This is a genomic window from Nocardioides sp. 1609 (assembly GCF_004522105.1).
Taxonomy (GTDB): Bacteria; Actinomycetota; Actinomycetes; order Propionibacteriales; family Nocardioidaceae; genus Nocardioides.
Genome location: NZ_SPUJ01000007.1, coordinates 33,379 through 57,666, shown reverse-complemented (window position 1 = coordinate 57,666; position 24,288 = coordinate 33,379). Strand labels below are relative to the sequence as shown.

The 24,288-nt window shown below is 74.3% G+C and carries 22 protein-coding genes; 12 read left to right on the top strand and 10 right to left on the bottom strand.

The genetic code is table 11. From position 1 onward, the window contains the following. Positions 1-6: 6 nt before the first annotated feature. The 7 genes from E4623_RS18930 to E4623_RS18900 all read right to left on the bottom strand — a co-directional run bounded on the left by E4623_RS18930 (position 7) and on the right by E4623_RS18900 (position 5,293). Positions 7-573, bottom strand: coding sequence for a hypothetical protein (locus E4623_RS18930; protein ID WP_134768141.1), 567 nt, complete (start codon positions 571-573; stop codon positions 7-9). Then, positions 566-2,002 (bottom strand): HAMP domain-containing sensor histidine kinase, encoded by a 1,437-nt coding sequence (locus tag E4623_RS18925; protein WP_134768140.1) that lies wholly within the window; start codon positions 2,000-2,002, stop codon positions 566-568. Before E4623_RS18925 ends, E4623_RS18930 begins: the two co-directional genes overlap by 8 nt. A 4-nt stretch (positions 2,003-2,006) precedes the next feature. Continuing rightward, complete coding sequence (locus tag E4623_RS18920; RefSeq protein ID WP_167736760.1) at positions 2,007-2,705, bottom strand: response regulator transcription factor; 699 nt, start codon at positions 2,703-2,705, stop codon at positions 2,007-2,009. 40 nt (positions 2,706-2,745) lie between these two features. Then, positions 2,746-3,606 (bottom strand): fructosamine kinase family protein, encoded by an 861-nt coding sequence (locus E4623_RS18915; protein WP_134768139.1) that lies wholly within the window; start codon positions 3,604-3,606, stop codon positions 2,746-2,748. Then, the gene (locus E4623_RS18910) at positions 3,603-4,130 is read right to left on the bottom strand and encodes a low molecular weight protein-tyrosine-phosphatase (RefSeq protein WP_134768138.1); all 528 of its coding nucleotides are present in this window, start codon (positions 4,128-4,130) and stop codon (positions 3,603-3,605) included. The genes E4623_RS18915 and E4623_RS18910 overlap by 4 nt, the downstream gene beginning before the upstream one ends. After that, positions 4,127-4,528, bottom strand: coding sequence for a phage holin family protein (locus E4623_RS18905; protein ID WP_134768137.1), 402 nt, complete (start codon positions 4,526-4,528; stop codon positions 4,127-4,129). The genes E4623_RS18910 and E4623_RS18905 overlap by 4 nt, the downstream gene beginning before the upstream one ends. 78 nt (positions 4,529-4,606) lie before the next feature. Further along, entirely contained in the window at positions 4,607-5,293 is a 687-nt protein-coding gene (locus E4623_RS18900) for a GntR family transcriptional regulator (RefSeq protein ID WP_167736759.1), read from the bottom strand. Positions 5,294-5,416: 123 nt separating this feature from the next. On the opposite strand from E4623_RS18900, the gene E4623_RS18895 reads away from it, so the two are divergent. Next, entirely contained in the window at positions 5,417-6,319 is a 903-nt protein-coding gene (locus tag E4623_RS18895) for an arginine deiminase family protein (protein ID WP_134768135.1), read from the top strand. Positions 6,320-6,321: 2 nt separating this feature from the next. Here the strand turns inward: E4623_RS18895 and E4623_RS18890 are convergent, their stop codons facing one another. Beyond that, positions 6,322-7,722, bottom strand: coding sequence for a carotenoid oxygenase family protein (locus E4623_RS18890; protein ID WP_134768134.1), 1,401 nt, complete (start codon positions 7,720-7,722; stop codon positions 6,322-6,324). A gap of 61 nt (positions 7,723-7,783) precedes the next feature. Between E4623_RS18890 and E4623_RS18885 the strand changes: the two genes are divergently transcribed. From E4623_RS18885 to hisC, 4 genes are read left to right on the top strand one after another with little or no spacing between them, the layout of a single operon-like run. Then, entirely contained in the window at positions 7,784-8,392 is a 609-nt protein-coding gene (locus E4623_RS18885) for a TetR/AcrR family transcriptional regulator (protein ID WP_167736758.1), read from the top strand. Between the two features lie 10 nt (positions 8,393-8,402). Continuing rightward, positions 8,403-8,966 (top strand): VanZ family protein, encoded by a 564-nt coding sequence (locus E4623_RS18880; RefSeq protein WP_134768132.1) that lies wholly within the window; start codon positions 8,403-8,405, stop codon positions 8,964-8,966. Continuing rightward, positions 8,959-9,528 (top strand): dihydrofolate reductase family protein, encoded by a 570-nt coding sequence (locus tag E4623_RS18875; protein ID WP_134768131.1) that lies wholly within the window; start codon positions 8,959-8,961, stop codon positions 9,526-9,528. Before E4623_RS18880 ends, E4623_RS18875 begins: the two co-directional genes overlap by 8 nt. Positions 9,529-9,538: 10 nt before the next feature. After that, positions 9,539-10,606 (top strand): histidinol-phosphate transaminase, encoded by a 1,068-nt coding sequence (gene hisC, locus E4623_RS18870; RefSeq protein ID WP_134768130.1) that lies wholly within the window; start codon positions 9,539-9,541, stop codon positions 10,604-10,606. Positions 10,607-10,649: 43 nt separating this feature from the next. On the opposite strand, the gene E4623_RS18865 is transcribed toward hisC, so the two are convergent. Beyond that, positions 10,650-11,927, bottom strand: a complete 1,278-nt coding sequence (locus E4623_RS18865) for an MFS transporter (protein WP_134768129.1) — start codon at positions 11,925-11,927, stop codon at positions 10,650-10,652. Then, positions 11,924-12,517, bottom strand: a complete 594-nt coding sequence (locus E4623_RS18860) for a helix-turn-helix domain-containing protein (protein WP_167736757.1) — start codon at positions 12,515-12,517, stop codon at positions 11,924-11,926. Before E4623_RS18860 ends, E4623_RS18865 begins: the two co-directional genes overlap by 4 nt. Before the next feature lie 214 nt (positions 12,518-12,731). On the opposite strand from E4623_RS18860, the gene E4623_RS18855 reads away from it, so the two are divergent. The 7 genes from E4623_RS18855 (at position 12,732) to E4623_RS18825 (ending at position 24,246) form a co-directional block, all read left to right on the top strand. Further along, positions 12,732-16,025, top strand: coding sequence for a transglutaminase family protein (locus E4623_RS18855; protein ID WP_134768127.1), 3,294 nt, complete (start codon positions 12,732-12,734; stop codon positions 16,023-16,025). 1,034 nt (positions 16,026-17,059) lie between these two features. Beyond that, the gene (locus tag E4623_RS18850; protein WP_134768126.1) at positions 17,060-19,612 is read left to right on the top strand and encodes a circularly permuted type 2 ATP-grasp protein; all 2,553 of its coding nucleotides are present in this window, start codon (positions 17,060-17,062) and stop codon (positions 19,610-19,612) included. A 10-nt stretch (positions 19,613-19,622) separates the two neighbouring features. After that, complete coding sequence (locus E4623_RS18845) at positions 19,623-20,504, top strand: transglutaminase family protein (protein ID WP_134768125.1); 882 nt, start codon at positions 19,623-19,625, stop codon at positions 20,502-20,504. Between the two features lie 35 nt (positions 20,505-20,539). Beyond that, complete coding sequence (locus tag E4623_RS18840; protein ID WP_134768124.1) at positions 20,540-21,061, top strand: hypothetical protein; 522 nt, start codon at positions 20,540-20,542, stop codon at positions 21,059-21,061. A 116-nt stretch (positions 21,062-21,177) separates the two neighbouring features. Further along, the gene (locus E4623_RS18835) at positions 21,178-22,134 is read left to right on the top strand and encodes a DUF4878 domain-containing protein (RefSeq protein WP_134768123.1); all 957 of its coding nucleotides are present in this window, start codon (positions 21,178-21,180) and stop codon (positions 22,132-22,134) included. Continuing rightward, complete coding sequence (locus tag E4623_RS18830) at positions 22,131-23,135, top strand: putative zinc-binding metallopeptidase (protein WP_134768122.1); 1,005 nt, start codon at positions 22,131-22,133, stop codon at positions 23,133-23,135. The genes E4623_RS18835 and E4623_RS18830 overlap by 4 nt, the downstream gene beginning before the upstream one ends. A gap of 94 nt (positions 23,136-23,229) precedes the next feature. Then, positions 23,230-24,246 (top strand): DUF2510 domain-containing protein, encoded by a 1,017-nt coding sequence (locus tag E4623_RS18825; protein ID WP_134768121.1) that lies wholly within the window; start codon positions 23,230-23,232, stop codon positions 24,244-24,246. The last annotated feature ends 42 nt before the right edge of the window (positions 24,247-24,288 follow it).

The following is a 24,288-nucleotide window of genomic DNA, read 5'->3' as shown; positions in this document are numbered from 1 at the left end:
CGGCGCTCAGCCGGTGAGGTCGGACTCGGCGGCGTGCGTGGCCAGCCCGGCCATCACCGTGCGCACCCCGCGGACGACGGCGGCGCGGTCGAACGGCGACGGGTCGAGGGCGTTGACGACCTGGACCAGGTCGCCGGTCTGCACGAACGCCGTGACGGCGAGGGTGTCGTCGGCGGTGACGTCGACGATCAGCCGGACGTCGTCGGCGTCGGGCACCTCGGGCGTGGTCACCTCGGTCGTCGCACCTTCGGCCAGCACGCCGAAGGTCTTCATCAGGTCGTCGAGGGAGCCGGCGAAGAGCTGGTAGTTGACGTCCATCGCCGGGCCGCCGTCCTCCTGCGGCGTGAACGAGCACAGGGGCGACTCGGCGGTGCCGGTGCGGGTGTCGAAGGTGGCGCCGAACGCGGTCGAGACCGCGGCGGTGTCGAGGCCGTCGCAGGGGTTCCAGAGGGCGGGGGCCTCGGTCGGCATCGTCGGCCGGGGACCGGCGGGCTCGTCGTCGCCGGAGCAGGCGGCCAGCGCGGCCGTGAGCGCGAGCAGGCCGGCCGCGGCGGCGATCGGGCGGCTACGCATCGGGTCGTCCAGGGAGCACGAGGACCAGCCTCGCACCCCCGCCGGGGGACTCGGTCGCCGTGACCGACCCGGAGTGTCGCTCGACGACCTGGCGCACGATCGACAGCCCGAGCCCGGAGCCGGGCATCGAGCGGGACTCCTCGGTGCGCCAGAACCGGTCGAAGACCTTCTCGCGCTGGTCCTCGGGGATGCCGGGGCCCTGGTCGTCGACGGTGAGGACGCCGACGCCGTCGCCGGCCCCCAGCCGCACCGTGATCCGCCCGCCCGACGGGCTCCACTTCGCGGCGTTGTCGAGCAGGTTGGTGACGGCCCGCTCCAGCGAGCCGGCCTCGCCGACCACGTACCAGCGGTCGGTGACGACGTCGAAGGTCACGTCGATCGCGCGCCGCCGGACCCGGGCGGCGGCCATCTCGACGACCTCGCTGAGGTCGATCTCGCCGACCACCGGCGCGAGCGGCTCGTCGCGGGCCAGCTCGGTGAGGTCGCCGATGAGCGTGGTGAGCTCGTCGATCTGCGCGCGGATGTCGTCGAGGAGCTCGACGCGGGCCTGCGGGTCGATCGCCTTCTGGTCGTGGTCGGCCTGGGTGAGGAGGTCGACGTTCGTGCGCAGCGACGTGAGCGGGGTGCGCAGCTCGTGCCCGGCGTCGGTCACGAGCCGGCGCTGGCGGTCGCGGGACGCCGACAGCGAGACCAGCATCGCGTTGAACGCCGTCGCCAGGCGGGCCACCTCGTCGGCGCCCTCCACGGGCAGGGGGTCGAGCTCCTCGGTGCGGGCGATCTGCTCGACGGCGGTCGTGAGCCGGCGGACCGGTCGCAGGCCGTTGCGCGCGACGCCCCACCCGGCGATGCCGGCGCCGAGGACGCCGAGCAGGCCGAAGAGCAGGCTGACCCCGCCGAGGCGCGCCAGCACCTCCCGCTGGTCGTCGAGCGACTCGGTGATGACGAGCGCCTCGCCCTCCACGATCGGGACCGCGACGACCCGCCGCTCCTCGCCGTTGACGACCAGGGTGCGCACGCTCAGGTCGAGCTCGCCGGCCGCGACCGCGATCTCGGGGTCACCGGCCTTGAGCGGGAGGTCGGTCTCGTTGAGCGGCGGTCCGGTGCCGCCGTCGCCGGCGGCGACCCGGTACAGCTGGACGTCCGAGGCGTTCGCGAGGTACTTCGGCAGCGAGATGTTGCCGCTGTTGCGGAACTCCTTGGCGGTCGCGTGGGCGCGGTCCTCCAGGGAGTCGTCGAGCTGCGACTGCAGCTGGATCCGCGCGGTGATGTAGACGCCGGCCGACAGCACCGCGACCGCGATCCCGACCGCGATCGTGGTCAGCAGCGTCACGCGGCTGGCGAGCGAGCGCCGGTAGTGCCACCGCGCCTCGGGGGCCGGGAACGCGTCGGCGGGTGAGGCCTCCGGCTCGCCGTCCGGCGTCGTGCTCACGCGGTCACGACTCCTTCAGCACGTAGCCGACCCCTCGCACGGTGTGCAGCAGGCGCGGCTCCTCGCCGGCCTCGGTCTTGCGCCGCAGGTAGCCGACGTAGACCTCGAGCGAGTTGGCCGTCGTGGGGAAGTCGTAGCCCCAGACCTCCTCGAGGATGAACGAGCGGTCGAGCACCCGGCGCGGCCGGCGCAGGAACAGCTCCAGCAGGGTGAACTCGGTGCGGGTCAGGTCGATCGCCCTGTCGCCGCGGCGGACCTCGCGGGTGGCCAGGTTCATGGTGAGGTCGGAGAAGACCAGCGACTCCTCGACGTCGCCCTCGACCGGGACGGCACGGCGCAGCAGCGCGCGCAGCCGGGCGAGCAGCTCGGGCAGCGCGAACGGCTTGGCGAGGTAGTCGTCGGCGCCGGCGTCGAGACCCTCGACGCGGTCGCCGACGGCGTCGCGCGCGGTGAGCACGATGATCGGGACGTCGTTGCCCGCGGTGCGGAGGGCGCGGGTGGCCTCGAGCCCGTCGAGCCGCGGCATCATCACGTCCATCACGACGACGTCGGGAGCGAGCGCGCCGATCCCGGCGAGCGCCTCGGCGCCGTCGGAGGCGAGGTGGACGTCGTAGCCGTTGAACTCTAGGGAACGGCGCAGGGACTCGCGGACCGCCTTGTCGTCGTCGACGACGAGCACGCGCGGCTTGGACGGTGCAGACACAGCGACACTGTGGCACGGCGCCCTGAACGGCGTCTGAGAGTCAGGCGTAGGAGCGTGCCAGCGCCGCCGCGCGGGCGCCGTACCCGCCGCCGAAGAGGCAGGCGTGGACGAGCAGCGGGAAGAGCTGGAAGAGGCCGACCCGGTCCTCCCAGCCGGCGGCGAGCGGGGCGACCTCCTGGTAGCCGTCGAGGACGCGCGGGAGGTTCTGGAGGCCGAAGAGGGCGAGCATGGCGAGGTCGACCTCGCGGTGGCCGCCGTGCGCGGCGGGGTCGATGACCGACGCCCGCCCCTCGAGACCCCAGAGCACGTTGCCGTTCCAGAGGTCGCCGTGCAGCCGGGCCGGCGGCTCCTCGGGCACCAGCGCCGGCAGGCGCCGGACGACGGCCTCGACCGCCGCGGCGTCGTCGGCGGTGAGGGCGCCGCGGTCGCGGGCGAGCTTGGCGTAGGGGAGGAGCCGGCGGACGGCGTAGAACTCCGCCCACGTGGACGCCGTGCGGTGCGGGAGCGGCAGCCGCCCGATGAAGCCGTCGTGGTCGGCGCCGTGCGCCGGGGCGCCGGCGGCGTGGGTCGCGGCGAGCCGGCGTCCGAACGCCGCGGCGTCGTCGGCGGTGGGGCGGCCCGGCTCGACCCAGGCGAGGATCAGGCAGTCGGCGTCGACGGCGAGCACGTCGGGCACGTGGACGCCGCCGGGCACCTCGGCGAGCCAGCGCAGCCCGTGCGCCTCCTGCTCGAAGAACCCCGCCGGGGCCTGCGACAGCGTCTTCATCAGCGCGGTGGAGCCGTTGCTGAGGCGGAGCTTGGTGGCGGTCGCGACGTCACCGCCGGCCACCGGGGCCGTCGAGACCACCGCGGCGTCCAGCAGGGCCTCGGCGCGGCGCGCGAGCCCGGGCTGCCGCGTCATCGGCCCAGCGACGTGACGAGGTCGGAGACGATCGCGTCACCGCAGCGTTCGACCATCGCCAGCACCTCCTGGAATCCGCGGTCCCCACCGTAGTACGGGTCCGGGACGTCGGCGCCGCGATCCTCGGGGTCGAACGACCGGAACAGCCGCACCCGGTCGGTACCGCCCGGGCCGCCGGTACCGCCGGGGTCGCCAGGGCCGCCGCCGATGTCGGCCAGGTTGGCCGCGTCCATCGCCAGCAGCAGGTCGTGGTCGTCGCGCCAGGTCGCGGCGAGCTGCCGCGCCCGGTGGTCGCTCCCGTCGTAGCCGGCGGCGGCGAGGGTGGCGGCCGCCCGGGGGTCCATCGGGTTGCCGACGTGCCAGCCGCCGGTGCCACTGCTGGCGACCGTGACGACGTCGGCGAGCCCGGCGGCCGCGACCTTCGCGTCGAGCACGACGTGCGCCATCGGCGAGCGGCAGATGTTGCCGAGGCAGACGAGGCCGATGCGGTAGCGGCCGGCCTCGCGGGGCGCGGGCAGGCTCATCGCCTGTCGTCGGGCTCGCCGAACGCGCCGTCGACCACCCAGGTGACCAGCGTGATGACGATCGCGCCGCCGACCGCGGTCCAGAAGCCGTCGACCCGGAACGGGATGCCCAGCCCGTCGGCCAGCGCGCCGGTGAGCATCAGCACGGCGGCATTGATGACCAGCAGGAACAGGCCCAGCGTGAGGATGATCAGCGGGATCGACAGGAACGTCAGCAGGGGCTTCACGAACGACGTGATGATGCCGAGGATCGCCGCGACGAGCAGCAGCGGGACGAGGTTGTGCTCGACCTCGGCCCAGCCCTGCTTCGGCCCGCCGGTGAAGGCGATGCCGTCGAAGAACCAGGCGGCCGCCGCCACGCCGAGTGCCGTCGTGACCAGCCTGAGGAGGATCCGCATGGGACGAGTCTGGCAGGTCGGGCGGTGGGCCCGTCGGCAGATCTGGCGCCGGTCGGTGGTCGTGAGGTCGGCAGCGCCTCAGAGCCGGAGCGCCTCGATGATCTCGTGCTCGGCGTCGTCGAGGTGCGCCCGGAGGAAGGCGAGGGCGCCGTCGACGTCGTCGTGCTCCAGGAGGCGGACCAGCGCCACGTGGGAGTCGGCCTGGTCGTGGGCGTTGCGGGCGATCCGCTCGACCTGGGCCAGCGCGAGCTTGAGCTCGACGACGAGGTTCTCGGCCATCGCCACCAGGCGCGGGCTGCCCGCGAGGCCGACGAGCGAGACGTGGAAGGCGAGGTGGAGCGCGTTGAGCGACTGGTAGGTGCCCTCGGCGCGGACGGCGTCGGTGTAGGTCCGCAGCGACGTGCGGACGTGGTCGCGGGCCTCCTCGGAGGCGTCGAGCCAGCGCGCGACGCCGGCGCCCTCCAGCACCCAGCGCGCGCGGCAGACGTCGCGCACCGAGCCGGCCTCCGGGGTCGAGACGTGCACACCGCGGTGCGGCTCGCGGGTGGCGAGCCCCTCGGCGACCAGGGTGCCGAGCGCCTCGCGGATCGTCGGGCGGGAGACACCGAGCGACTCGGCCAGGGCCACCTCGCGCAGCGCCGTCCCGCTCTCGATGTCGCCCTCGAAGATCGCCCGGCGCAGCTCCTCGGCGGCGCGGTCGACGGTCGAGGTGTGCTCGACGTGGAGCGTCGCGAACGGCCCGACGGGGCCGGCAGCGGTGCTCATGGCGCCCATCATGCCGGGTCGGGACGGCCGTGCGGTGTCGACGGCTTGTCTGCGGGGCGTTCGTGCGTCACCATGGTGTTGTCAGATTGTCTGACAATCGCGGGCGAACGTGAGGGAGTGTCGATGAGCGAGCTGGACTGGGGTCGCCACTACGTGGCCGTCGAGCCGACCCACTTCAGGATCGACTACGCCATCAACCCGTTCATGGATACCGACGTCCAGCCCGACGCGCCACTGGCGTGGCGCCAGTGGCACGACATGGTCGGGACCCTGCGTGGTCTCGGTGCGGTCGTCGACGTGCTGCCGCAGCGGTCTGACGCCCCCGACATGGTCTACGCGATGAACCTTGGCCTCGGCGTGGTCCGTCCCGGCCCCGACGGGCCGGCGCCCCACGTGGTGATGTCGCACATGCGCTACCCGCAGCGGCGGATGGAGACCCGCTCCGCGCAGGCCTGGTTCGCCGAGCACGGCTCCACGACGTCCTACGTCGGCCGCGACGGCGTCGGCGCGCACCTCGAGGCCGGCGACGCGTTCGCCTTCGGCGACGCGCTGGTGGTCGGCTACGGCCCCCGCACCGAGGAGCTGGCCCTCAAGCACTTGGCCACCGACCTCGGCGTCCGGGTCCGGGGCCTGCGGATCACCCACCCCGGCATGTACCACCTCGACCTGGCCTTCTGCCCGCTCGACGACCGCCGGGCGCTGGTCTGCCCCGCCGCGCTCGACGACGCCTCGGCCGCGGCCCTGCTCGACCTCGTGCCCGAGCCCCTCGTGCTCACCGAGCAGGAGGCGCTGACGACGTTCTGCGCCAACTCCGTGGTCGTGGGGCGCACGGTCGTCATGCCGGCGTGCCCGGACCGGGTGCGGGCCAGGCTCGAGGAGTGGGGCTTCGAGGTCGTCGTCGTCGACGTCTCGGAGTTCCACAAGGGCGGCGGCTCCGTCCGCTGCCTGACCAACCCCGTCGACATCACCCTCGGCCGCGACCTGCCGCTGGTCCCCGGCGGCGAGGTCGTCCTCCCGCCGGAGTAGTCCTAGGCCGTCGGTGCCCAGCTGCCGTGGAAGCCGGCCGGCACCCGGCCGGGCAGGTGCACGGTGGCGACGTCCTCGAGCGTGCCGGCGTCGAGCACCACCAGGTCGCTGAGCCCGCGGGCCAGGTCGTGCACGTAGCCCATCAGGACGCCGTCGTCCTCGGGCGCGTCGGCCGAGGACGGCACGAACGTCATCTCGCCGGCGAGCCGGCCGGCGCCCAGCCGCCGCTCCCGGGTGGTGCCGGTGACCGTGTCGTGCTTGAGGACGGCGTCGCCCAGCCGGCCGTCGGTGAACCCGACCGTGTAGCCGTAGCGGTGCCGCCGCCCGGTGAGCCGCTCGTCGTGGCGCGGGAACTCCTGGGAGTGCTCGTCGAAGCGGTGCTCGCGGGCCTTGCCGGAGGCGAGGTCGAGGGTGAAGCGCACGAGCGAGGCCGGCCCCTCGTCCGGCCCGTCGAACCGGGTCGCGAACATCCGGTCGTGACGGACGGCGTCGATCACCACCTCGCCGGTCTCGGGGACCTCGAAGGCGTTGAGGGTGTGGAAGACGTAGCAGGGGTCGATGTCGAACCAGCGCACGGCCGACCCGTCGGCGGCGTCGCGGGGGAGCAGCCCGATGCGGGCGGGGTAGTCGTCGTCCCAGGAGTACGGCAGCTGGGTCGGCACGTCCCGGCCCCGCGTCATCGCCTCGACGACCCGGTCGGAGACCGGGTTGCGGCCGACGACGCGGTTCAGCGCCAGCCGCGCCGGCAGCCGGAGCGGGCGGGGCACCTTCCCGGCCACCATGTCGATGTCGAAGGTGACCGGCAGGTCGTAGACCACGACGTGGTGCTCGGTGAGGGCGCAGTCGTGCATCATCGGGCTGCCGTGCACCTCGATCTCGACCTGGTGGCGGATCGCGCCGGTGGTGTCGAGCACGGAGTAGTCGACCCGGTTGCCGCGGGTCCAGGAGTACGAGATCGCGTGCAGCTCGCCGGTCTCGGGATCCTCGTGCGGGTGGGCGGTGTAGCCCGCGCGGAGGTCGCCTGCGAAGCCGCAGCGGCCGACCGTGTCGAGCTCGTCGGTCAGCTCGTACGGCGGCGAGCCGGCCTCGACCAGCGCCATCGTGCGCCCGGCGTGCTGCACGACGTTCGTGTTGGGTGCGAAGTCGCCCTCCCTCGGGCGGACCCACCGGTTGCGGTACCACCGGGCCTGGCCGTCCTCGAGGCGGACGCCGTGGACCATGCCCTCGCCGAGGAACCAGTGGTAGCCCTCGGCGGCGAGCGTGGCGGGGTCCTGCGACGGGTTGGGGCCGATCCGCAGGTAGCGGCCGTCGAGGTGCGACGGCAGGGTGCCGGTCACGGTGAGGTCGAGTGCGGTGACCTCCTCGGTGACGGGGGCGAACTCGTCCTGCAGGTACCGGGTCACGGCGGCTCCTCATAACGGTGTTATCAGAGGACCATAACGCCGTGATGGCACCATGGCAAGGGTGTCCGACGAGCCCGACCTGCGCCGCCGCCTCCTCGACGTCGCCGCCGACGTCCTCGCCGAGGAGGGGCCCTCGGCGCTGACCGCCCGCCGGCTGACCCGCGAGGCCGGCACGTCGACGATGGCCGTCTACACGCACTTCGGCGGCATGCCCGCCCTGGTGCGCGCGATCGTGGCCGACGGCTTCGCCCGGCTGCACGCCCGGGTCGACGCCGTCCCGGTCACCGACGACCCGGTCGCCGACCTCGCCGCGATGGCCGCGGCGTACCGCGCCCACGCCCTGGCCCACCCGCACCTGTACGCCGTGATGTTCGGCGCGACGACGCTCGGCAGCTTCCGGCTGAGCCACGAGGAGCAGCAGGTCGGGATGGCGGCGTTCGACCAGCTCGTCGACGGCGTCCGCCGGGCGATGGACGCCGGCGTCGTGCGCCGCGGCGACCCGGCGTCGGTGGCCGGTCAGCTCTGGACCGCCCTGCACGGATACACGATGCTCGAGCAGTCCGGCCTCCACCGGGTGGTGGACGACCCGGAGACCGGGCTCCTCCAGCCGCTGATGGCGAACCTCGTCGCCGGCCTCCTGGTCGACCCCGGCGGCCCCGGCGCCGGGTAGCCTCGCGCGGGTGTTCCCGGTCGGTGGTGTGGGCGTCATGCTCGTCGGCGTCCTCGTCGCCGGCGTCGTCTGCGTCCTGGTCGCCCTGGTCCTGGCGGGGCGGCTCGGACCGGTGACGGCCGTCGCGGTCGGCGGCCTGCTCTGGTCGATCGCGATCATCGGGCTGATCACCCTGCTGCCCGCCACCGCGGCGCCCGGGATCGTGTCGGCCGAGGGGCGCCTCGGCACCTGCTCGTGGGACATCGGCGGACCGGCGCCGGACGGGTTCTGGATCTTCTCCGGCGGCCAGCGGCTGCTCAACACCGTGGTCTTCGTGCCGTCCGGCGCCCTCCTGGTGGTCGCCGCCGCCCGCGCCGGGAGGGCGGCGCTCGCGCTGGTGCCGGTCGGGCTGGCGCTGCTGGCGGCGTACTCCGTCGCCATCGAGTGGACCCAGCTCGAGCTGGCCCGGATCGACCGGGCGTGCGACGTCACCGACATCATCGACAACGTCACCGGCGCGGTCGTCGGGGTCGGCCTCGGGGTCGTGCTCGCGATGATTCTGCGGCCGTGGCGCGGTCGTCCCAACCATGACTGATCAGCGCAGGCTCGTCGTCACCCAGAACACCACCCTCGACGGCGCGATCCAGATGCTCGACGACTGGTTCGACGACCAGCGGGGCGTGGACGACCCGGAGTTCCTGGCCGAGAACCACCGCCAGGACGCCGCCGCCGACGCCCTGCTCGTGGGACGGCAGACCTTCACCGACTTCCGCGGCTACTGGCGCGACCTCGAGGACGACGCCACCGGGATCTCCGACTACCTCAACGGGGTCGAGAAGTACGTCGTGTCCTCCACGCTGACCGACGACGACCTCGACTGGCAGCACTCCACGGTGCTGCGGGGCGACGTGGTCGAGGAGGTGCGGGCGCTGAAGGACCGTCCGGGCAGGGACATCGTCTGCACCGGGAGCCTCACCCTGCTGCCGGTCCTGGTCGGCGCGGACCTCGTCGACGAGTACCGCCTCTTCGTGTACCCCGTCGTGCAGGGTCGCGGCACCCGGCTCTTCCCCGACGGTCACCGCGCGTCCGGGCTGCGGCTGCTCGAGGCCCGCTCCTTCGCGACGGGCGTGGCCCTGCTGAGGTACGCCGCCCACTAACGTTCGTGGCATGGCCCACCCGCAGCCGCGCGCGAACATCGCCCGGATCCCCGCCTACGTCCCCGGGAAGCCGCCGAGCACCCGGCCCGGGACGACGGCGTACAAGCTCTCCAGCAACGAGAACCCGTACCCGCCGCTGCCCGGCGTCGTCGAGGCCGCCTCGGCCGCCGTGGCGACGATGAACCGCTACCCCGACATGGGCGGCGTGGCGCTGTACGCCGCGCTCGCCGAGCGGCTCGGCGTCCCGGTCGACGACCTCGCGACCGCCACCGGGTCGGTCGGGCTGATCTACCAGGTCGTCACCGGGTTCTGCGAGCCCGGCGACGAGGTGATCTACGCGTGGCGGTCCTTCGAGGCCTACCCGATCGCCGTCACGGCGGCCGCCGCCACGTCGGTCCAGGTGCCGCTCCTCGCCGACGGCCGCCACGACCTGGCCGCCATGGCGGCCGCGATCACCGACCGGACCCGCGTCGTCATGGTCTGCACCCCCAACAACCCCACCGGCCCGGCCGTCACGCAGACCGAGCTCGACGACTTCCTCGCCCGCGTGCCCGAGCACGTCGTGGTGGTCGTCGACGAGGCCTACCTCGAGTTCGTGCGGATGGACGACGCCGTCGACGGTGTCGCGACCTACCGCGCGCACCCCAACGTCGTGCTGTTCCGCACGTTCTCGAAGGCCTACGGGCTGGCCGGCTTCCGTGTCGGGTACGCCGTGAGCCAGGCCCCGATCGCCTCCGCCCTGCGTGCGGTGTCGCTGCCGTTCGGCGTGTCCGCGGTCGCGCAGGCCGCCGCCATCGCGTCGCTGGCCGCCGAGGCCGAGCTCCTCGAGCGGGTCGAAGCGCTGGCCGTCGAGCGCACCCGCGTGCGCGACGCGCTGCTCGCCCAGGGCTGGGACATCCCCGATGCCCAGGGCAACTTCGTGTGGTTCCCGCTCGGCGACCGCGCCGGCGAGCTCGCCGCGGCGACCGACGCCGTCGGCGTCACCGTCCGCCCGTTCGCCGGCGACGGCGTCCGCGTCTCGATCGGCGAGGTCGAGGCCAACGACCGGCTGATCGAGGTCGCCGCGACCCTGCGCTGACCCACCACCGCGCCCCGGGGGGCGCGGTGGGTGGGCGTCCGGCTCAGTGCGCCGCCGCGTCGGCGGACGTCGTGTCCCGCTCCGGTCGCCGGTCCATCTCGCGCCAGCGCGGGTCGACGGCGGGCAGCATCGTGGCCGCCAGGTACGCGGCGCCGCACGCGCCCATGGCCACCGCCAGGCCCCCGGCGTCGAAGAGGACGCCGCCGACCAGGCCGCCGAGCGGCATCAGGGCCCAGCACATCGCGCTGGTCAGCGAGGAGACCCGGCCGACGAGGTGGGCGGGGATCCGCTCGAAAACCACCGCCCCCAGCACCGGGTTGATGAACCCCGAGGCGAACCCGGCGACGACGAACACCGCGACGACGCCGGCCATCGGGGTGTCCACGACGAAGACGGCGAAGCGGGGGAGACCGCACAGGAGGAACGCGAACAGGTAGGTCCGGAAGCGGGGCAGCCGGGCCGCGAACGTCGCCGCGCAGGCGGCGCCGAGGGCCGAGGAGCCGCTCATCACCGCGAACAGCAGGCCGAGCGCGGCGGCGCCCTCGCCGGACTCGATCGACCACACCGGCATCAGCACCGAGGACCACGCCGCGTCGAGGAGGTTGGTCACCGCGACCATCACCGAGATGCCGAGCAGCAGCGGGTCGCGACGCAGGAAGTCCCAGCCCTCGCGGAGCTGGACGAGGTAGGTCGGCGGGTCGACGGGGTCGGCTGGGCCGGCGGGGCCGGCGGCGAGGTCGGCCTCGGTGCGGGGCTCGATGCCGGCCGTCGCCCGGGCCAGCACGACCGCGGACAGGCCGAAGCTGAGCGAGTCGACGAGCAGCGCGTCCTGCGCGCCGAGGGTCGCGACGAGGACGCCGGCCAGCCCGGCGCCCAGCATCGACGCCGTCCGCTCGACGGTCGCGGAGAGCCCGGTCGCGCGCTCCATCGGGATCCCGGCCGAGGCGACCAGGGCCGGCACCATGGCGGCCTTGGCGCCGTCGCCCGGCCCGCGCAGCGCCCCCGCACCGGCCACGAGGGCCAGGAAGCCGGGGAACGACAGCAGCCCGAGGTCGAACAGCAGCGGGATCGCGGCCACCACGACGAGCGAGAGCAGGTCGCAGGTGATCGCCACCCGGCGCGCGCCGACCCGGTCGATCACCGGTCCGCCGAGCACCTTGAAGACGACCAGCGGCAGCATCTCGGCGAGCGCCACCAGGCCGGTCTGCGTCGCGCTCCCGGTCTGCTCGAGGACGAACAGCGGGATCGCGATCATCGACACCCGGGTGCCGGTGAGCGAGAGCGCCTCCGCGGTCAGCCAGCCGTAGAGCGGGCGCCTCACGGCGGGTCGGCCAGGTCCGCCCCCGGCGTGGTGTCGTACTCCTGGCCGGGGCGGGGGAAGACGTGGACCTGGACGACGACGGCGCGCGCGTCGGGGTCGTCGTCGTCCTCGAGGGCCTCCATGAGTTCGCCGATGCTCCGCCGCAGGCGCACGGCCTGGGTCGGCGTGATCCGGTGGATCCAGTCGTTGAACGACGTCGCGTCGCGCCAGGGCTCGGGGAGCAGCGGACCCTCCTCGACGGCCTGCTGCAGCCACTCGGCGTAGACCACGACGGCCGCCTGGAGGAACGCGTCGGCACTGTCGCCGGCCTCGGTGCCGGCCGGCCCGCCGGCCGTCCGGGTGGAGGTGTGCGCCGCCTTCCACCAGCGCTCCCGCCCGTTGCCGCGCTCCTCGTCGTCGACCACGAACCCGTGCTGGGCCAGCTGGCGCAGGTGGTACGAGGTCGCGCCGCTGTTGAGCCCGAGCCGGGTCGCCAATGAGGTCGCCGTCGCCGGCCCGTCGATGCGCAGCATCCCCAGCATCCGGAGCCGGACGGGGTGCGCGAGGGCGCGGAGCTGGTGCGGTTCGGGAGTGATCGAGGTGAGGTCCACGTCGCCACGGTACGATCGCAAAGAAGTATTTGCAATCATCTCTTTGCGGTCGGTGCGGCCGGGGCTGTAACTCACCGTTCGCACGACTTACCCGCCCGTGTCCGGGCGGGTAAGTGCGCGCAACGGTGAGTTACCCGCCCGGGCGGGCGCGCGCCCCCGACCCCGGCGTGGACGCCGTTACCGCCCGGCAACGCGGACCGGGCAGGGTGGGGGCATGTCGATCAAGGTCGCCCTGGAGCACCGGACCACCTACGACTTCGCCGAGCCCGTGCACGTCGGACCGCACGTCGTCCGGCTGCGGCCCGCGCCGCACACCCGGACGCCGATCGAGGCGTACTCGCTGACCGTCGAGCCGAGGAACCACTTCGTCAACTGGCAGCAGGACCCGTTCGGGAACTGGAACGCGCGGCTGGTCTTCCCCGAGAAGGTGAAGACCCTCGACATCACGGTCGGGCTCGTCGCCGACCTGATGGTGATCAACCCGTTCGACTTCTTCGTCGAGGAGTACGCCGAGCACTTCCCCTTCGCCTACGAGGACTCCCTCGCGGCCGACCTCGCGCCCTACCTGCGCCCCGTCGAGGACGCCGGCGCGGCCGACGCGTTCCGCCTCGCCCAGCCGCAGCCCGACCCGGGTGCCGGCACCCCGATCATCACCTTCCTCGCCGGGCTGAACGCCGCCGTCCATGCCGGGGTCGCCTACTCGGTGCGGATGGAGGCCGGCGTCCAGACCCCCGACGAGACCCTGGCGCGGGGGATCGGGAGCTGCCGCGACAGCGCCTGGCTCCTGGTGGCGCTGCTGCGCCAGCACGGCCTCGCGGCCCGGTTCGTGTCGGGCTACCTCGTGCAGCTGACCACCGACCCCGACGCGATGGTCGGCCTCGACGGCCCGTCCGGCCCGACGTCGGACTTCACCGACCTGCACGCCTGGGCCGAGGTCTACCTGCCGGGCGCCGGCTGGGTCGGGATGGACCCGACGTCGAGCCTGTTCGCCGGCGAGGGGCACATCCCGCTCAGCGCGACGCCGCGTCCGAGCAGCGCCGCGCCGATCAGCGGCGCCACCGACCCGGTCGAGGTCACCTTCTCCTTCCACAACGAGGTGCGCCGGGTCCACGAGGACCCCCGCGTCACCCGGCCGTACTCCGACTCGCAGTGGGCGCGCGTCGACGCGCTCGGCGCGGCCGTCGACCAGCGGCTCACCGACGGCGACGTCCGGCTCACGATGGGCGGCGAGCCCACGTTCGTCAGCCGCGACGACGCCACCACCGCGCAGTGGAACAGCGACGCCGACGGCCCCGAGAAGCGCGCGCTCGCGGCCGGGCTCGCCGAGCGGCTGCGCGAGACCTACGCCCGCGGCGGGGTCGTGCACCGCGGCCAGGGCAAGTGGTACCCCGGTGAGCCGCTGCCGCGCTGGAACATCGCGCTCCAGTGGCGCACCGACGGCCTCCCGCTCTGGCAGGACCCCTCGCTGCTCTCGGACCCGTGGGCCGACGCCCCGACGGACGCCGACCCGGGCGCCGTCGAGCAGGCCGAGGCGCTGGCCCGCCGCATCACGAAGGTGCTCGGGCTGCCCCCCGAGCACCTGCTGCCGGCCTACGAGGACCCGCTCGCCGCGCTCGCCTCCGAGGTCCGCCAGCCCGCCGGCGCCCGACCCGACGACGCCGCCGAGAAGGTCGACGCGCACGGGCTCGGCGTCCTCGACGCCGCCGTCGACACCCCGACCGGCTGGGTGCTGCCCGTCGTCACCGGCGAGGAGTGGACCAGCCCCGCCTGGACCTTCCGTCGCGGTCGGCTCGTGCTGCTCCCCGGCACGTCGGCCGTCGGGCTCCGACTGCCGCTCGACGCGATCGCGTGGCGCGACCCGGCGTTCGCGGGCGAGGCGTCGTACCTCGAGGCCGGGCCGCCGCTGGAGCCGCGGGTGCCGTCCGTGACCGTCGTCGACCCCGACGACGAGGGCACCACCGCGCTCGCCGTGGAGGCCCGCGACGGCCACGTCCACGTGTTCCTGCCGCCGACCGACCGGCTCGACGACTACGCCGACCTGCTCCGGCTCGTCGAGGTCGCCGCGCGCCGGATCGGCTGCCCCGTCGTGCTCGAGGGCTACGGCCCGCCGCCCGACCCGCGGCTGACCCAGCTCGTCGTGACCCCCGACCCCGGCGTCATCGAGGTCAACGTGCAGCCCACGACGAGCTGGGCCGAGCAGCGCGACCTCACCACCACGCTGTACGACGAGGCCCGCCGCGCGGGGCTGACCACGGAGAAGTTCGACCTGGACGGCCTCCACACCGGCACCGGCGGTGGCAACCACCTCACGCTCGGTGGGCGCGAGCCGGTCGACAGCCCGCTGCTGCGCCGTCCCGACCTGCTGGTCAGCCTGATCACCTACTGGCAGCGGCACCCGTCGCTGTCCTACCTGTTCAGCGGCCGCTTCGTCGGTCCGACGTCGCAGGCACCCCGGTTCGACGAGGGCCGTCCCGAGGCGACGTACGAGATGGAGATCGCCTTCGCCGAGATCGACCGGCTGGTCCGCGAGCAGCACGACGAGGGCCTCGAGCCGAGGCCGTGGCTGGTCGACCGGGCGCTGCGCCACCTGCTCACCGACCTGACGGGCAACACCCACCGCGCCGAGTTCTGCATCGACAAGCTGTACAGCCCCGACTCCTCGCGCGGCCGGCTCGGCCTGCTCGAGCTGCGCGGCTTCGAGATGCCGCCGCACGCCCAGATGGCCCTGGTCCAGGCGCTGCTCGTGCGCAGCCTGGTCGCGATGTTCTGGGAGCAGCCGTTGCGGGCACCGCTCGTGCGCTGGGGCACCCGCTTGCACGAGGACGCGCTGCTCCCGCACGGGGCGGCCGCCGACGTGGCCGAGGTCGTCGCCGACCTGCGCGCGGCCGGGATCGCCTTCGAGGAGGAGTGGCTGGCGCCGTTCGTCGAGTTCCGCTTCCCGCGGATCGGGGTCACCCGCCCCGGCGGCGTCGAGGTCGAGCTGCGTCAGGCGATCGAGCCGTGGCACGTGCTCGGCGAGGAGGCCACCGGCACCGGTACCGCCCGCTACGTCGACAGCTCGGTCGAACGGCTCCAGGTCGCCGTCCGCGGCTACGACCCGGCGCGGCACCTCGTCACCTGCAACGGCGTCCCGCTCCCGCTGGTCCCGGCCGGCCCCGGCCACGCCGGCGGCCACGTCGCCGGCGTCCGCTACCGCGCGTGGCAGCCCTCGTCGGCGCTGCACCCGAGCATCGAGGTGCACGCCCCGCTGCGCTTCGACGTCGTCGCCGTGCAGGACGGCGTCTCCGGCGTCAGCCTCGGCGGCGCGACCTACCACGTCGTCCACCCCGGCGGCCGCTCGTACGACGCCCCGCCGGTCAACGCCCACGAGGCCGAGGCCCGCCGCGCCAGCCGCTTCGAGCCGCACGGTCACACTGCCGGCGTCCTGGACGTCGAGGCGCTGCGCCGCGCCGGCCGGGCGGCCGCGTCCGACGAGTACCCCCACACCCTCGACCTGCGCCGCACCTGACGCCTCCACCCCCCTCGGCCGCTCCGGCGGTCGAGCCGCGGGGACTGGCGGGTCTCCGTCGGTCGAGCCGCGTCTCCGTTGGTCGAGCCGCGTCTCCGTTGGTCGAGCCGCGGGGACGGAGTCACCGCGAGTCGAGACCACTGCGAGGGCGCGGTCTGTGGGGCCCGGCCCGGGGGTCTCGACTCGGCTCACTGGCGCTCGCCGGCTCGACCAGCGGTGGGGGCTCTCCGTTGGTCGAGCCGCGGGGACGTAGTCACCGCGAGTCGAGACCACGGCGAGGGTGCGGTCTGTGGTGTGGGGCCCGGGGGTCTCGACTCGGCTCGCTGACGCTCGCCGGCTCGACCAGCGGTGGGCGGGTCTCTCCGTGGCTCGCGTGGGGGGTTGGGTCGCTCCGTTGGTCGAGCCGCGGGGACGGAGTCACCGCGAGTCGAGACCACTGCGCGGGGTGCGGTTTGTGGGGCCCGGCCCGGGGGTCTCGACTCGGCTCGCTGGCGCTCGCCGGCTCGACCAGCGGTGCGCGGGTCTCTCCGGTGCTCGAGCGGCGGGTTGGGTCGCTCCGTTGGTCGAGCCGCGGGGACGGAGTCACCGCGAGTCGAGACCACTGCGAGGGTGCGGTCTGTGGTGTGGGCCCGGGGGTCTCGACCCGGCTCGCTGACGCTCGCCGGCTCGACCAGCGGTGGGCTTGTCTCTCCGGGGCTCGAGCGGCGGGTTGGGTCGCTCCGTTGGTCGAGCCGCGGGGACGGAGTCACCGCGAGTCGAGACCACGGCGAGGGGTGCGGTCTGTGGTGTGGGCCTAGGGGTCTCGACTCGGCTCGCTGAGGCTCGCCGGCTCGACCAGCGGTGGGTGGGTCTCGACTCGGCTCGCTGACGCTCGCCGGCTCGACCAGCGGTGGGTGTCTCGGCTCGGCTCGCTGATGCTCGCCGGCCCGACCAGCGGTGGGCGGGTCTCCGTTGGTCGAGCCGCGGGGACGGAGTCACCGCGAGTCGAGACCACCCCGAGGGCGCGGGGGCCGGTCCGTGTCAGGGTTAGCGCCGTGACGGTGCTGCGGGAGTACGCCGCCGGCGTGCTCCAGCCCACGCTCGACGGTGGGGGCGGTGCGCCCGGGCGCTACGACGAGGTCGTCGGTCCCGACGGCGCGCTGCGGGCGCCGTGGAGGGGGCTGGCCGAGGTCGCGGTCGGGCTGCGGCCCGAGGACCTGCGCCGCGCCGACGACGACATCCGGCGGGCGCTGTCCGACGACGGCGTCACCTACACCCGGCCGGGTCGGTCCGGGGAGCGCGGCGCCCGCCCCGCCGACTGGCGCCTCGACCCGATGCCGCTGATCCTCGACGCGGCCCAGTGGACCCGGCTCGAGGTCGGGCTGGCCCAGCGGGCCGAGCTGCTTAACGCCGTGCTCGCCGACCTGTACGGCGAGCAGCGGCTGCTGTCCGACGGCGTGCTCCCGCCCGCCGTCGTCCTCGGGCACCCCGGGTTCGTGCGGTCCGTCGCCCGGCCCTCGGCGCGCGACCCGCGCCCGCTGGTGCTGGCCGCCACCGACCTCGGCCGCGACCACCGGGGCGAGTGGCGGGTGCTCGGCGACCGGGCCCAGGCGCCGTCCGGGCTCGGCTACGCGATGGAGAACCGGCGGGTGCTGTCGCGGGTGCTCCCCGAGCTGTACCGCGAGGCGGGCCTGCACCGCATGGAGCCGTTCTTCAGCGCGCTGCGCTCGGCGCTGCTGCAGTCGGCCCAGGGCGAGCTGCCCGACCCGCGCGTCGTCGTCCTGACCCCGGGCAGCCGGTCCGAGACGGCCTACGACCAGGCGTTCATCGCCTCCGCGCTCGGCTTCCCGCTGGTGCAGGGCAACGACCTGGTGGTGCGCGACGGCTGGGTCCAGATGCGGGTCTTCGGACGCCTCGAGCGGGTCGACGTGATCCTGCGGCGCGTCGACGCGACGTGGAGCGACCCCCTCGAGCTGCGCGGCGACTCGCAGCTCGGCGTCGCCGGCCTCGCCGAGGCGGTGCGCCGCGGTCGGGTGCGCGTGGTCAACGGCCTCGGCGCCGGCGTCCTGGAGAACCCCGGGCTGCTGCCCTACATGCCGGCGATGTGCGAGGCCCTGCTCGGCGAGCCGCTCCGGCTCGAGGCGGTGCCGACCTGGTGGTGCGGCGACCCCGACGGGCTCGGCCACGTCCTGGACCACCTCGACGACCTGACGGTGCTGGCGCTCGACGCGCCGTCGTCTCGTCCCGGCGACCTGCCGCGCGGCGATCTGGTCGAGCGGATCGTCGCCGCCCCGCACCGCTTCGTCGGCCAGGAGCGCCTGACGCTGTCCCAGTCGCCGACGTGGGTGGCGCCGGGGCAGGTCGCCGCGCGCCCGCTGACCCTGCGGACCTTCACCCTGCGCTACGGCTCGGCGTACCGGCCGCTGGTCGGCGGGCTGGTCACCGTCGTCGAGGCCGCCACCGGCTCTGGCGACTCCGTCGACTCCGCCGGCTCCGTCGACTCCGGGCGGTCGGTGAGCAGCAAGGACCTGTGGGTGCTCAAGAGCGAGCCGGGCGCGCCCGACCAGGGTCTGGTCGACGTCCTGCCGATGACCCACAACCGGGCCAGCACCGGCACGGTGCCGCGGATCCTCGAGGACATGTTCTGGTTCGGCCGCTACGCCGAGCGCGCCGAGGACCTGCTCCGCCTGGTGCTCGCCGCGCACACCCTCGCCGAGGACTTCCGCGACCGCCCGCGCTCCACCGGTGCGGCCGGCCTCGACGTGATGATGGGCGCGGTCGCCCTGCTCGCGGGGCCGGGGCTCGACGACCTCGACGCCGAGTTCCGCTCGGTGCTGCTCGACGGCGCCCGGGCCGGCTCGGTCGCCCACGCGCTGGAGGGGCTGCGGCGGGCCGGCTCCGGGGTGCGCGACCAGCTCTCCCTCGACGTCTGGCGGGCGCTCGGCACCATCGACCGGGCGGCGGAGGTGCTCCAGCGCAGCACCCACAGCCACCAGGTCGCTGAGTCCGCCGGCCGGATGCTCACCGGCATCCTGGCGCTCCAGGGCATCACCGCGAGCATGCTCCGCGACCCCGGCTGGCACATGATCGGCGTCGGCCGTTCCGTCGAGCGGGCGCTCCAGGTCGTGCACCTGCTGGGCCCGACCACGACCCGCCGCCGGGGGATGGACGTCGACCGCGAGGTGCTGAACGCCGTCCTGCTGACCGCCGAGAGCTCGGTCACCCACCGGCGCCGCTACCGCGGGTCGGTGCGCCCGGGCGGCGTCCTGGAGCTGCTGCTCACCGACCCCGACAACCCGCGCTCGCTCGCCTTCGCCCTCGACCGGGCCCTCGAGCACCTGGCCCGGCTGCCGGCCTCCACCGGCTCCAGCCGGCCCGAGCGGCTCGCGACCGACCTCCGCGACGAGCTCGCCGGCACCGACATCGCCACCCTGGTCGCCATCGGCGGCGAGGCCCGGCCCAACCTCGAGGCGTTCCTCGCGCAGTGCACCGGTCAGCTGGTGCGCCTCGCCGACGCCGTCGCCGAGCTGCACCTCACGACCGGCCCGGCGCCGCGGCCGCTGGCCGCGCTCGACCTCGTCGACTCGTTCGAGGTGGCGACCGCATGAGGTCCAGCCCGTGAGGTACCGCGTCCGCCACACCACGACCTACACCTACGACGAGCCGGTCACCGACAGCCTGGGCGTCGCCCACCTGGTGCCGCGCTCGCTGCCGTGGCAGGCCGTGTCCTCGTACGCCGTCGCCGTCCGGCCCGGCCCGGGCGACGTCAGCGAGGACCTCGACCACTACGGCAACCACGTCACCTACTTCCAGCTCACCGAGCCGCACGAGAGCCTGGTGGTCGAGGGCGCCGGCGACGTCGACGTCGTCGCGCCGCACGTGCCCGAGGCCGCGCTGCTCACGCCCTGGGAGGAGCTGCGCCCGGTGCGGGAGCCAACCCGCGCGGGTGCCTGGCGGGCCGCGGACGTCGCCCTGGCCTCGCCGTTGGTCGACCAGCCCGCGGCCGCGGCGTCGTACGCCGCCGCCTCGCTCGCCCCCGGACGTCCGGTCGGTGAGGTGGTCACCGACCTGATGCACCGCGTCCACACCGACTTCGACTACGACCGGACCGCCACCACCGTCACCTCGAGCGTCGCCCAGGTCCTCGACGCCCGGGCCGGGGTCTGCCAGGACTTCGCCCACCTCATGCTGGCCTGCCTGCGCGGGCACGGGCTCGCCGCGCGCTACGTCAGCGGCTACCTCGCCACCGAGCCGCCGCCCGGCCAGGCGCGGCTGGTCGGCGCCGACGCCAGCCACGCGTGGGTCGAGGTCTGGCTCGGCGACGACACCTGGCTCGCCGTCGACCCGACCAACGACCAGACCATCGGCGACCGGCACGTGACCGTCGCCTGGGGCCGCGACTACGGCGACGTCCCGCCGCTCAAGGGCGTCATCTTCACCGAGGCGAAGCGCTCGACGATGCGGGTCGCCGTCGACGTCGCGCCCCTCGAGGCGTCGTGAGCAGGCCTCGCGGGGTCCCCCGGCATGATGGTGGGGTGCTCGTCCCCCGCCCCGCCCGCCTGCTCGTCCCGATCGCGCTCGGCCTCGTCCTGCTGCAGGGCTGCGGCGGCGACGACGGCCCGGTCGACGACGGCTCGCAGGTCAGCGTGGTCGACGCCCCGGGGCTCGAGACGGCCGGCGTCGAGGTGCTGGCCGCCGGCGTCCCCGCCGCGGCCACCGGGGACGAGGTCGTCGCCGCGCTCACCGACGCCGGGTCCCGGGGCGCGACCGCCAGCACACCGGCCACGGCCGGAGCCGACTCGTTCGCCTTCGACCCCGGGGCGGTCGCCGGGCTGCTGGGTCTCGTCGGCGACGAGACGGGGGACGCCGTCGTCCTGGTCTTCGACGACCCGGCCTCGGCCCAGGTGTTCGCCGCCGACGGCCCCGACGTCTTCGCGGCCGCCGCCGTCGAGCGCCGCAGCGAGGGCCTCCTGGCGGGCAACCTGGTGGGCTACGCGGCGTCCGAGGCGTCCATCGGGCACGTCCGCCGGGCGCTGAACTCGTTCCGCACCGGCTGAGGGTCGCCGCCCCCGGGGTGGGCACCACCTTCCCGCCGACGGCCAAGTTGGTGGACACTGACCGGGTCGTTGCGCCGTGGCGTCGACCCGTCGTCCACCCACCTGCAGGAGCCCCCATGAACAACACGCCCCCTCCGGGTTGGTACGACGACGGCCAGGGCGGCCAGCGGTGGTGGGACGGCGGCCAGTGGGCCGCCCCCGGCGAGGCACCGGCCGCGCCGTCGTCCCCGCCGCCGAGCAGCCCGCCGCCGGGCAGCCCCCCGGGCAGCCCCCCGAGCAGCCCCCCGCCGAGCGGACCGCCGCCGGGGTACGAGGCCCAGCAGTCCGGCCCCCAGCCGGGTCAGGGCACGACCGAGCAGGGCTACGGCCAGTACGGCGGGCCGCAGTCCGACTACGCCCAGTCCTACGCCGGCGGCGCCGCGCCGAAGAAGAAGACCGGTCTGATCCTCGGGATCGTCGGCGCGGTCGTGGCCCTCGCCGTGATCGCCGTCGTCCTGGTCCTGGTGCTCACCGGCGGTGACGACGACGAGGACGGCAACGACGGCGGCGCCCAGGACGCCGACCCGGCTGCCACCGTCCAGGAGTTCATCGACGCGCTGAAGGCCGACGACTGCGACGCGGCGGCCGCCCTGGTCACCGGGGACGCCGCCGAGGACGTCGAGGAGTGCGAGACCGAGGGCACCGAGGCGTTCGACGACATCGACTTCGAGGTCGGCGAGTCCGAGGTCGACGGCGACACCGCGACCGTCCCCGTCACGATCACCAGCGGCGAGCTCGAGGAGACCACCGAGTTCGAGCTCGAGAAGGTCGACGGCGACTGGCTGATCAGCAGCCTCGACAGCGAGGAGGCCACGGCCGACGTCCCGTCCGCCGGCTCCGCCACCCCGGACCTCCCGTCGGACCTGCCGACCGACCTGCCGACCGACCTGCCGACCGACCTGCCGACGGACCTGCCGTCGGACTTCCTGAGCGACCTGCCGTCGGGCTTCCCGTCGGACTTCCTGAGCGACCTGCCGTCGGGCTTCCCGACCGACCTCCTCAGCGACCTCCCGACCGACTTCCCGACCGAGTGAAGGCCTTCCGCTGTCGCGTCTGCGACAACCCGCTGCACTTCGAGAACACCGTCTGCGTGTCCTGCGGCACGGCGCTGGGCTTCTCCCGGGCCGAGCGCGCCCTGGTCCCGGTCGACGCCACCGGCCAGTACGTCGACGCGACCGGCCTCGTCTGGCACGTCTGCGCCAACCTGAACCTGTCGGGGTGCGCCTGGCTGGCCCCCCTGCAGGGCGGTCAGTGCTCGAGCTGCGACCTGACCCGGACCCGGCCGAACGACGACGACGTCGTCGGCCTGGAGAACTACCCCGCCGCCGAGCAGGCCAAGCGGCACCTCCTGGTCGAGCTCGACACCCTGGGCATGACGGTCCTCGGCAAGGACCCCGACAAGGGCGGCGACCCCGAGAACGGGCTGGCCTTCGACCTGCTCTCGAGCGTCGAGGAGAACGTCGTCATCGGGCACGAGAACGGGGTCATCACCATCGACCTCGCCGAGAGCGACGACGCCCACCGCGAGAAGGTGCGCGCCCAGCTGGCCGAGCCCTACCGCACGATGCTGGGGCACTTCCGCCACGAGTTCGGCCACTACGCCGAGTGGCAGCTGGTCCGCGGCGAGGAGCTGATGACCCGGTGCCGCGAGCTGTTCGGGGACGAGTCGCTCGACTACCAGGCCGAGCTCCAGCGGCACTACGACGAGGGGCCGCCGGAGGGGTGGGAGGAGTCCTTCATCTCGACGTACGCGACGATGCACCCGTTCGAGGACTTCGCCGAGACGTGGGCGCACTTCCTGCACATCGCCGACACCGTCGAGACCGCCCGCGAGTACGGCCTCCTGACGATCGCCGGCGTGGGGGCCTTCGCCCAGTTCCGCGACGTCGTCACCGGCGTCTGGGTGCCGCTCTCCATCGCGCTCAACCAGATCAACCGGTCGATGGGCAAGGACGACGTCTACCCGTTCGTCATCGCCCCGCCGGTGCTCGAGAAGCTCGACTTCGTGGCCGGCCTGCTGCCGCTCGACGGCTGACCGGTCCGGCTCGACCCGGCGCCGTGCGTGACATGATGCGCCGGCCGGACGGCAGCCACGTCCCGGCCCCGTCCCGACCCGCGAGGAGACCCCGATGACCCACGGCAGCACACCCCCGGGCTGGTACGACGACGGCCAGGGCGCCCAGCGCTGGTGGGACGGGTCTCAGTGGACCGAGCACACGCAGGGCGGCGACCAGCAGGCCGCACAGCCCGCGGAGCCGGAGCCGGCGAGCGACCCGCACAGCGAGCCGACCCGGTTCAACCCCGCAGCGGGGCTCGGGGGCGGGCAGCAGTCCTCGCCGTCGGCACCGAACCTCGACAAGGGTGCCGGCGACCAGCCGCCGGCCACCCCGGCGTACGGGCAGCCGGCGCAGCCCGAGCAGCAGGGCTACGGCCAGCAGCCGGGCTACGGGCAGCAGCCGGGCTACGGGCAGCAGCCCGAGTACGGGCAGCAGGGCTACGGCCAGCAGCCGGGCTACGGCCAGCAGGGCTACGGCCAGCAGCCCGGGTACGGGCAGCAGGGCTACGGCCAGCAGCCCGGGTACGGGCAGCAGGGCTACGGCCAGCAGCCCGCCTGGGGCAACCAGCTCCCGGCGTCCTCCTCGGGCGGCGGCAAGGGCAAGCTGATCGCGATCATCGCGGGTGGCGTGGCCCTCCTCCTGGTCGTCGTGGTCCTGCTCTTCACCGTCGTGCTCGGCGGCGGAGGCCCGGAGGGTGTGGCGAAGGACTACTTCGAGGCCACCGTCGACGGCGACTCCGAGGAGGTCTGCGAGCTGACGGCGGAGAAGCCGCAGCAGGAGCTGCTCGACGGCCTCGAGGCGAGCGACTGCGGCGACTACGCCGACAAGGTCGAGGCCCAGCTCGAGGAGTTCGGCGGCGCCGACTACGAGGCCCTCCAGGACGACATCGACTTCGACTTCGACGTCAAGGACGTCGAGGAGGACGGCGACAAGGCCACGGTCAAGGGCACCGTGAAGTCCAAGTACACCGGCGACGACCCGGACAGCTTCCGCGACCTCTACGGCACCGAGGAGCTCGAGGAGGAGGACGACGCCACGGTGGAGCTCGTCAAGGAGGACGGCGACTGGAAGGTCGAGAGCGCCGCCTGAGTCGAGACCGGGCCCACCCCGAGGAGTGGCCCGTGCGCCCGT

Excerpts from the sequence above, each read along its gene's own strand:
- E4623_RS18930 (WP_134768141.1), bottom strand. The coding sequence starts at position 573 with ATGCGTAGCCGCCCGATCGCCGCCGCGGCCGGCCTGCTCGCGCTCACG.
- E4623_RS18915 (WP_134768139.1), bottom strand. The coding sequence starts at position 3,606 with ATGACGCGGCAGCCCGGGCTCGCGCGCCGCGCCGAGGCCCTGCTGGAC.
- E4623_RS18910 (WP_134768138.1), bottom strand. The coding sequence starts at position 4,130 with ATGAGCCTGCCCGCGCCCCGCGAGGCCGGCCGCTACCGCATCGGCCTC.
- E4623_RS18905 (WP_134768137.1), bottom strand. The coding sequence starts at position 4,528 with ATGCGGATCCTCCTCAGGCTGGTCACGACGGCACTCGGCGTGGCGGCG.
- E4623_RS18900 (WP_167736759.1), bottom strand. The coding sequence starts at position 5,293 with ATGAGCACCGCTGCCGGCCCCGTCGGGCCGTTCGCGACGCTCCACGTC.
- E4623_RS18895 (WP_134768135.1), top strand. The coding sequence starts at position 5,417 with ATGAGCGAGCTGGACTGGGGTCGCCACTACGTGGCCGTCGAGCCGACC.
- E4623_RS18875 (WP_134768131.1), top strand. The coding sequence starts at position 8,959 with ATGACTGATCAGCGCAGGCTCGTCGTCACCCAGAACACCACCCTCGAC.
- hisC (WP_134768130.1), top strand. The coding sequence starts at position 9,539 with ATGGCCCACCCGCAGCCGCGCGCGAACATCGCCCGGATCCCCGCCTAC.
- E4623_RS18855 (WP_134768127.1), top strand. The coding sequence starts at position 12,732 with ATGTCGATCAAGGTCGCCCTGGAGCACCGGACCACCTACGACTTCGCC.
- E4623_RS18835 (WP_134768123.1), top strand. The coding sequence starts at position 21,178 with ATGAACAACACGCCCCCTCCGGGTTGGTACGACGACGGCCAGGGCGGC.
- E4623_RS18825 (WP_134768121.1), top strand. The coding sequence starts at position 23,230 with ATGACCCACGGCAGCACACCCCCGGGCTGGTACGACGACGGCCAGGGC.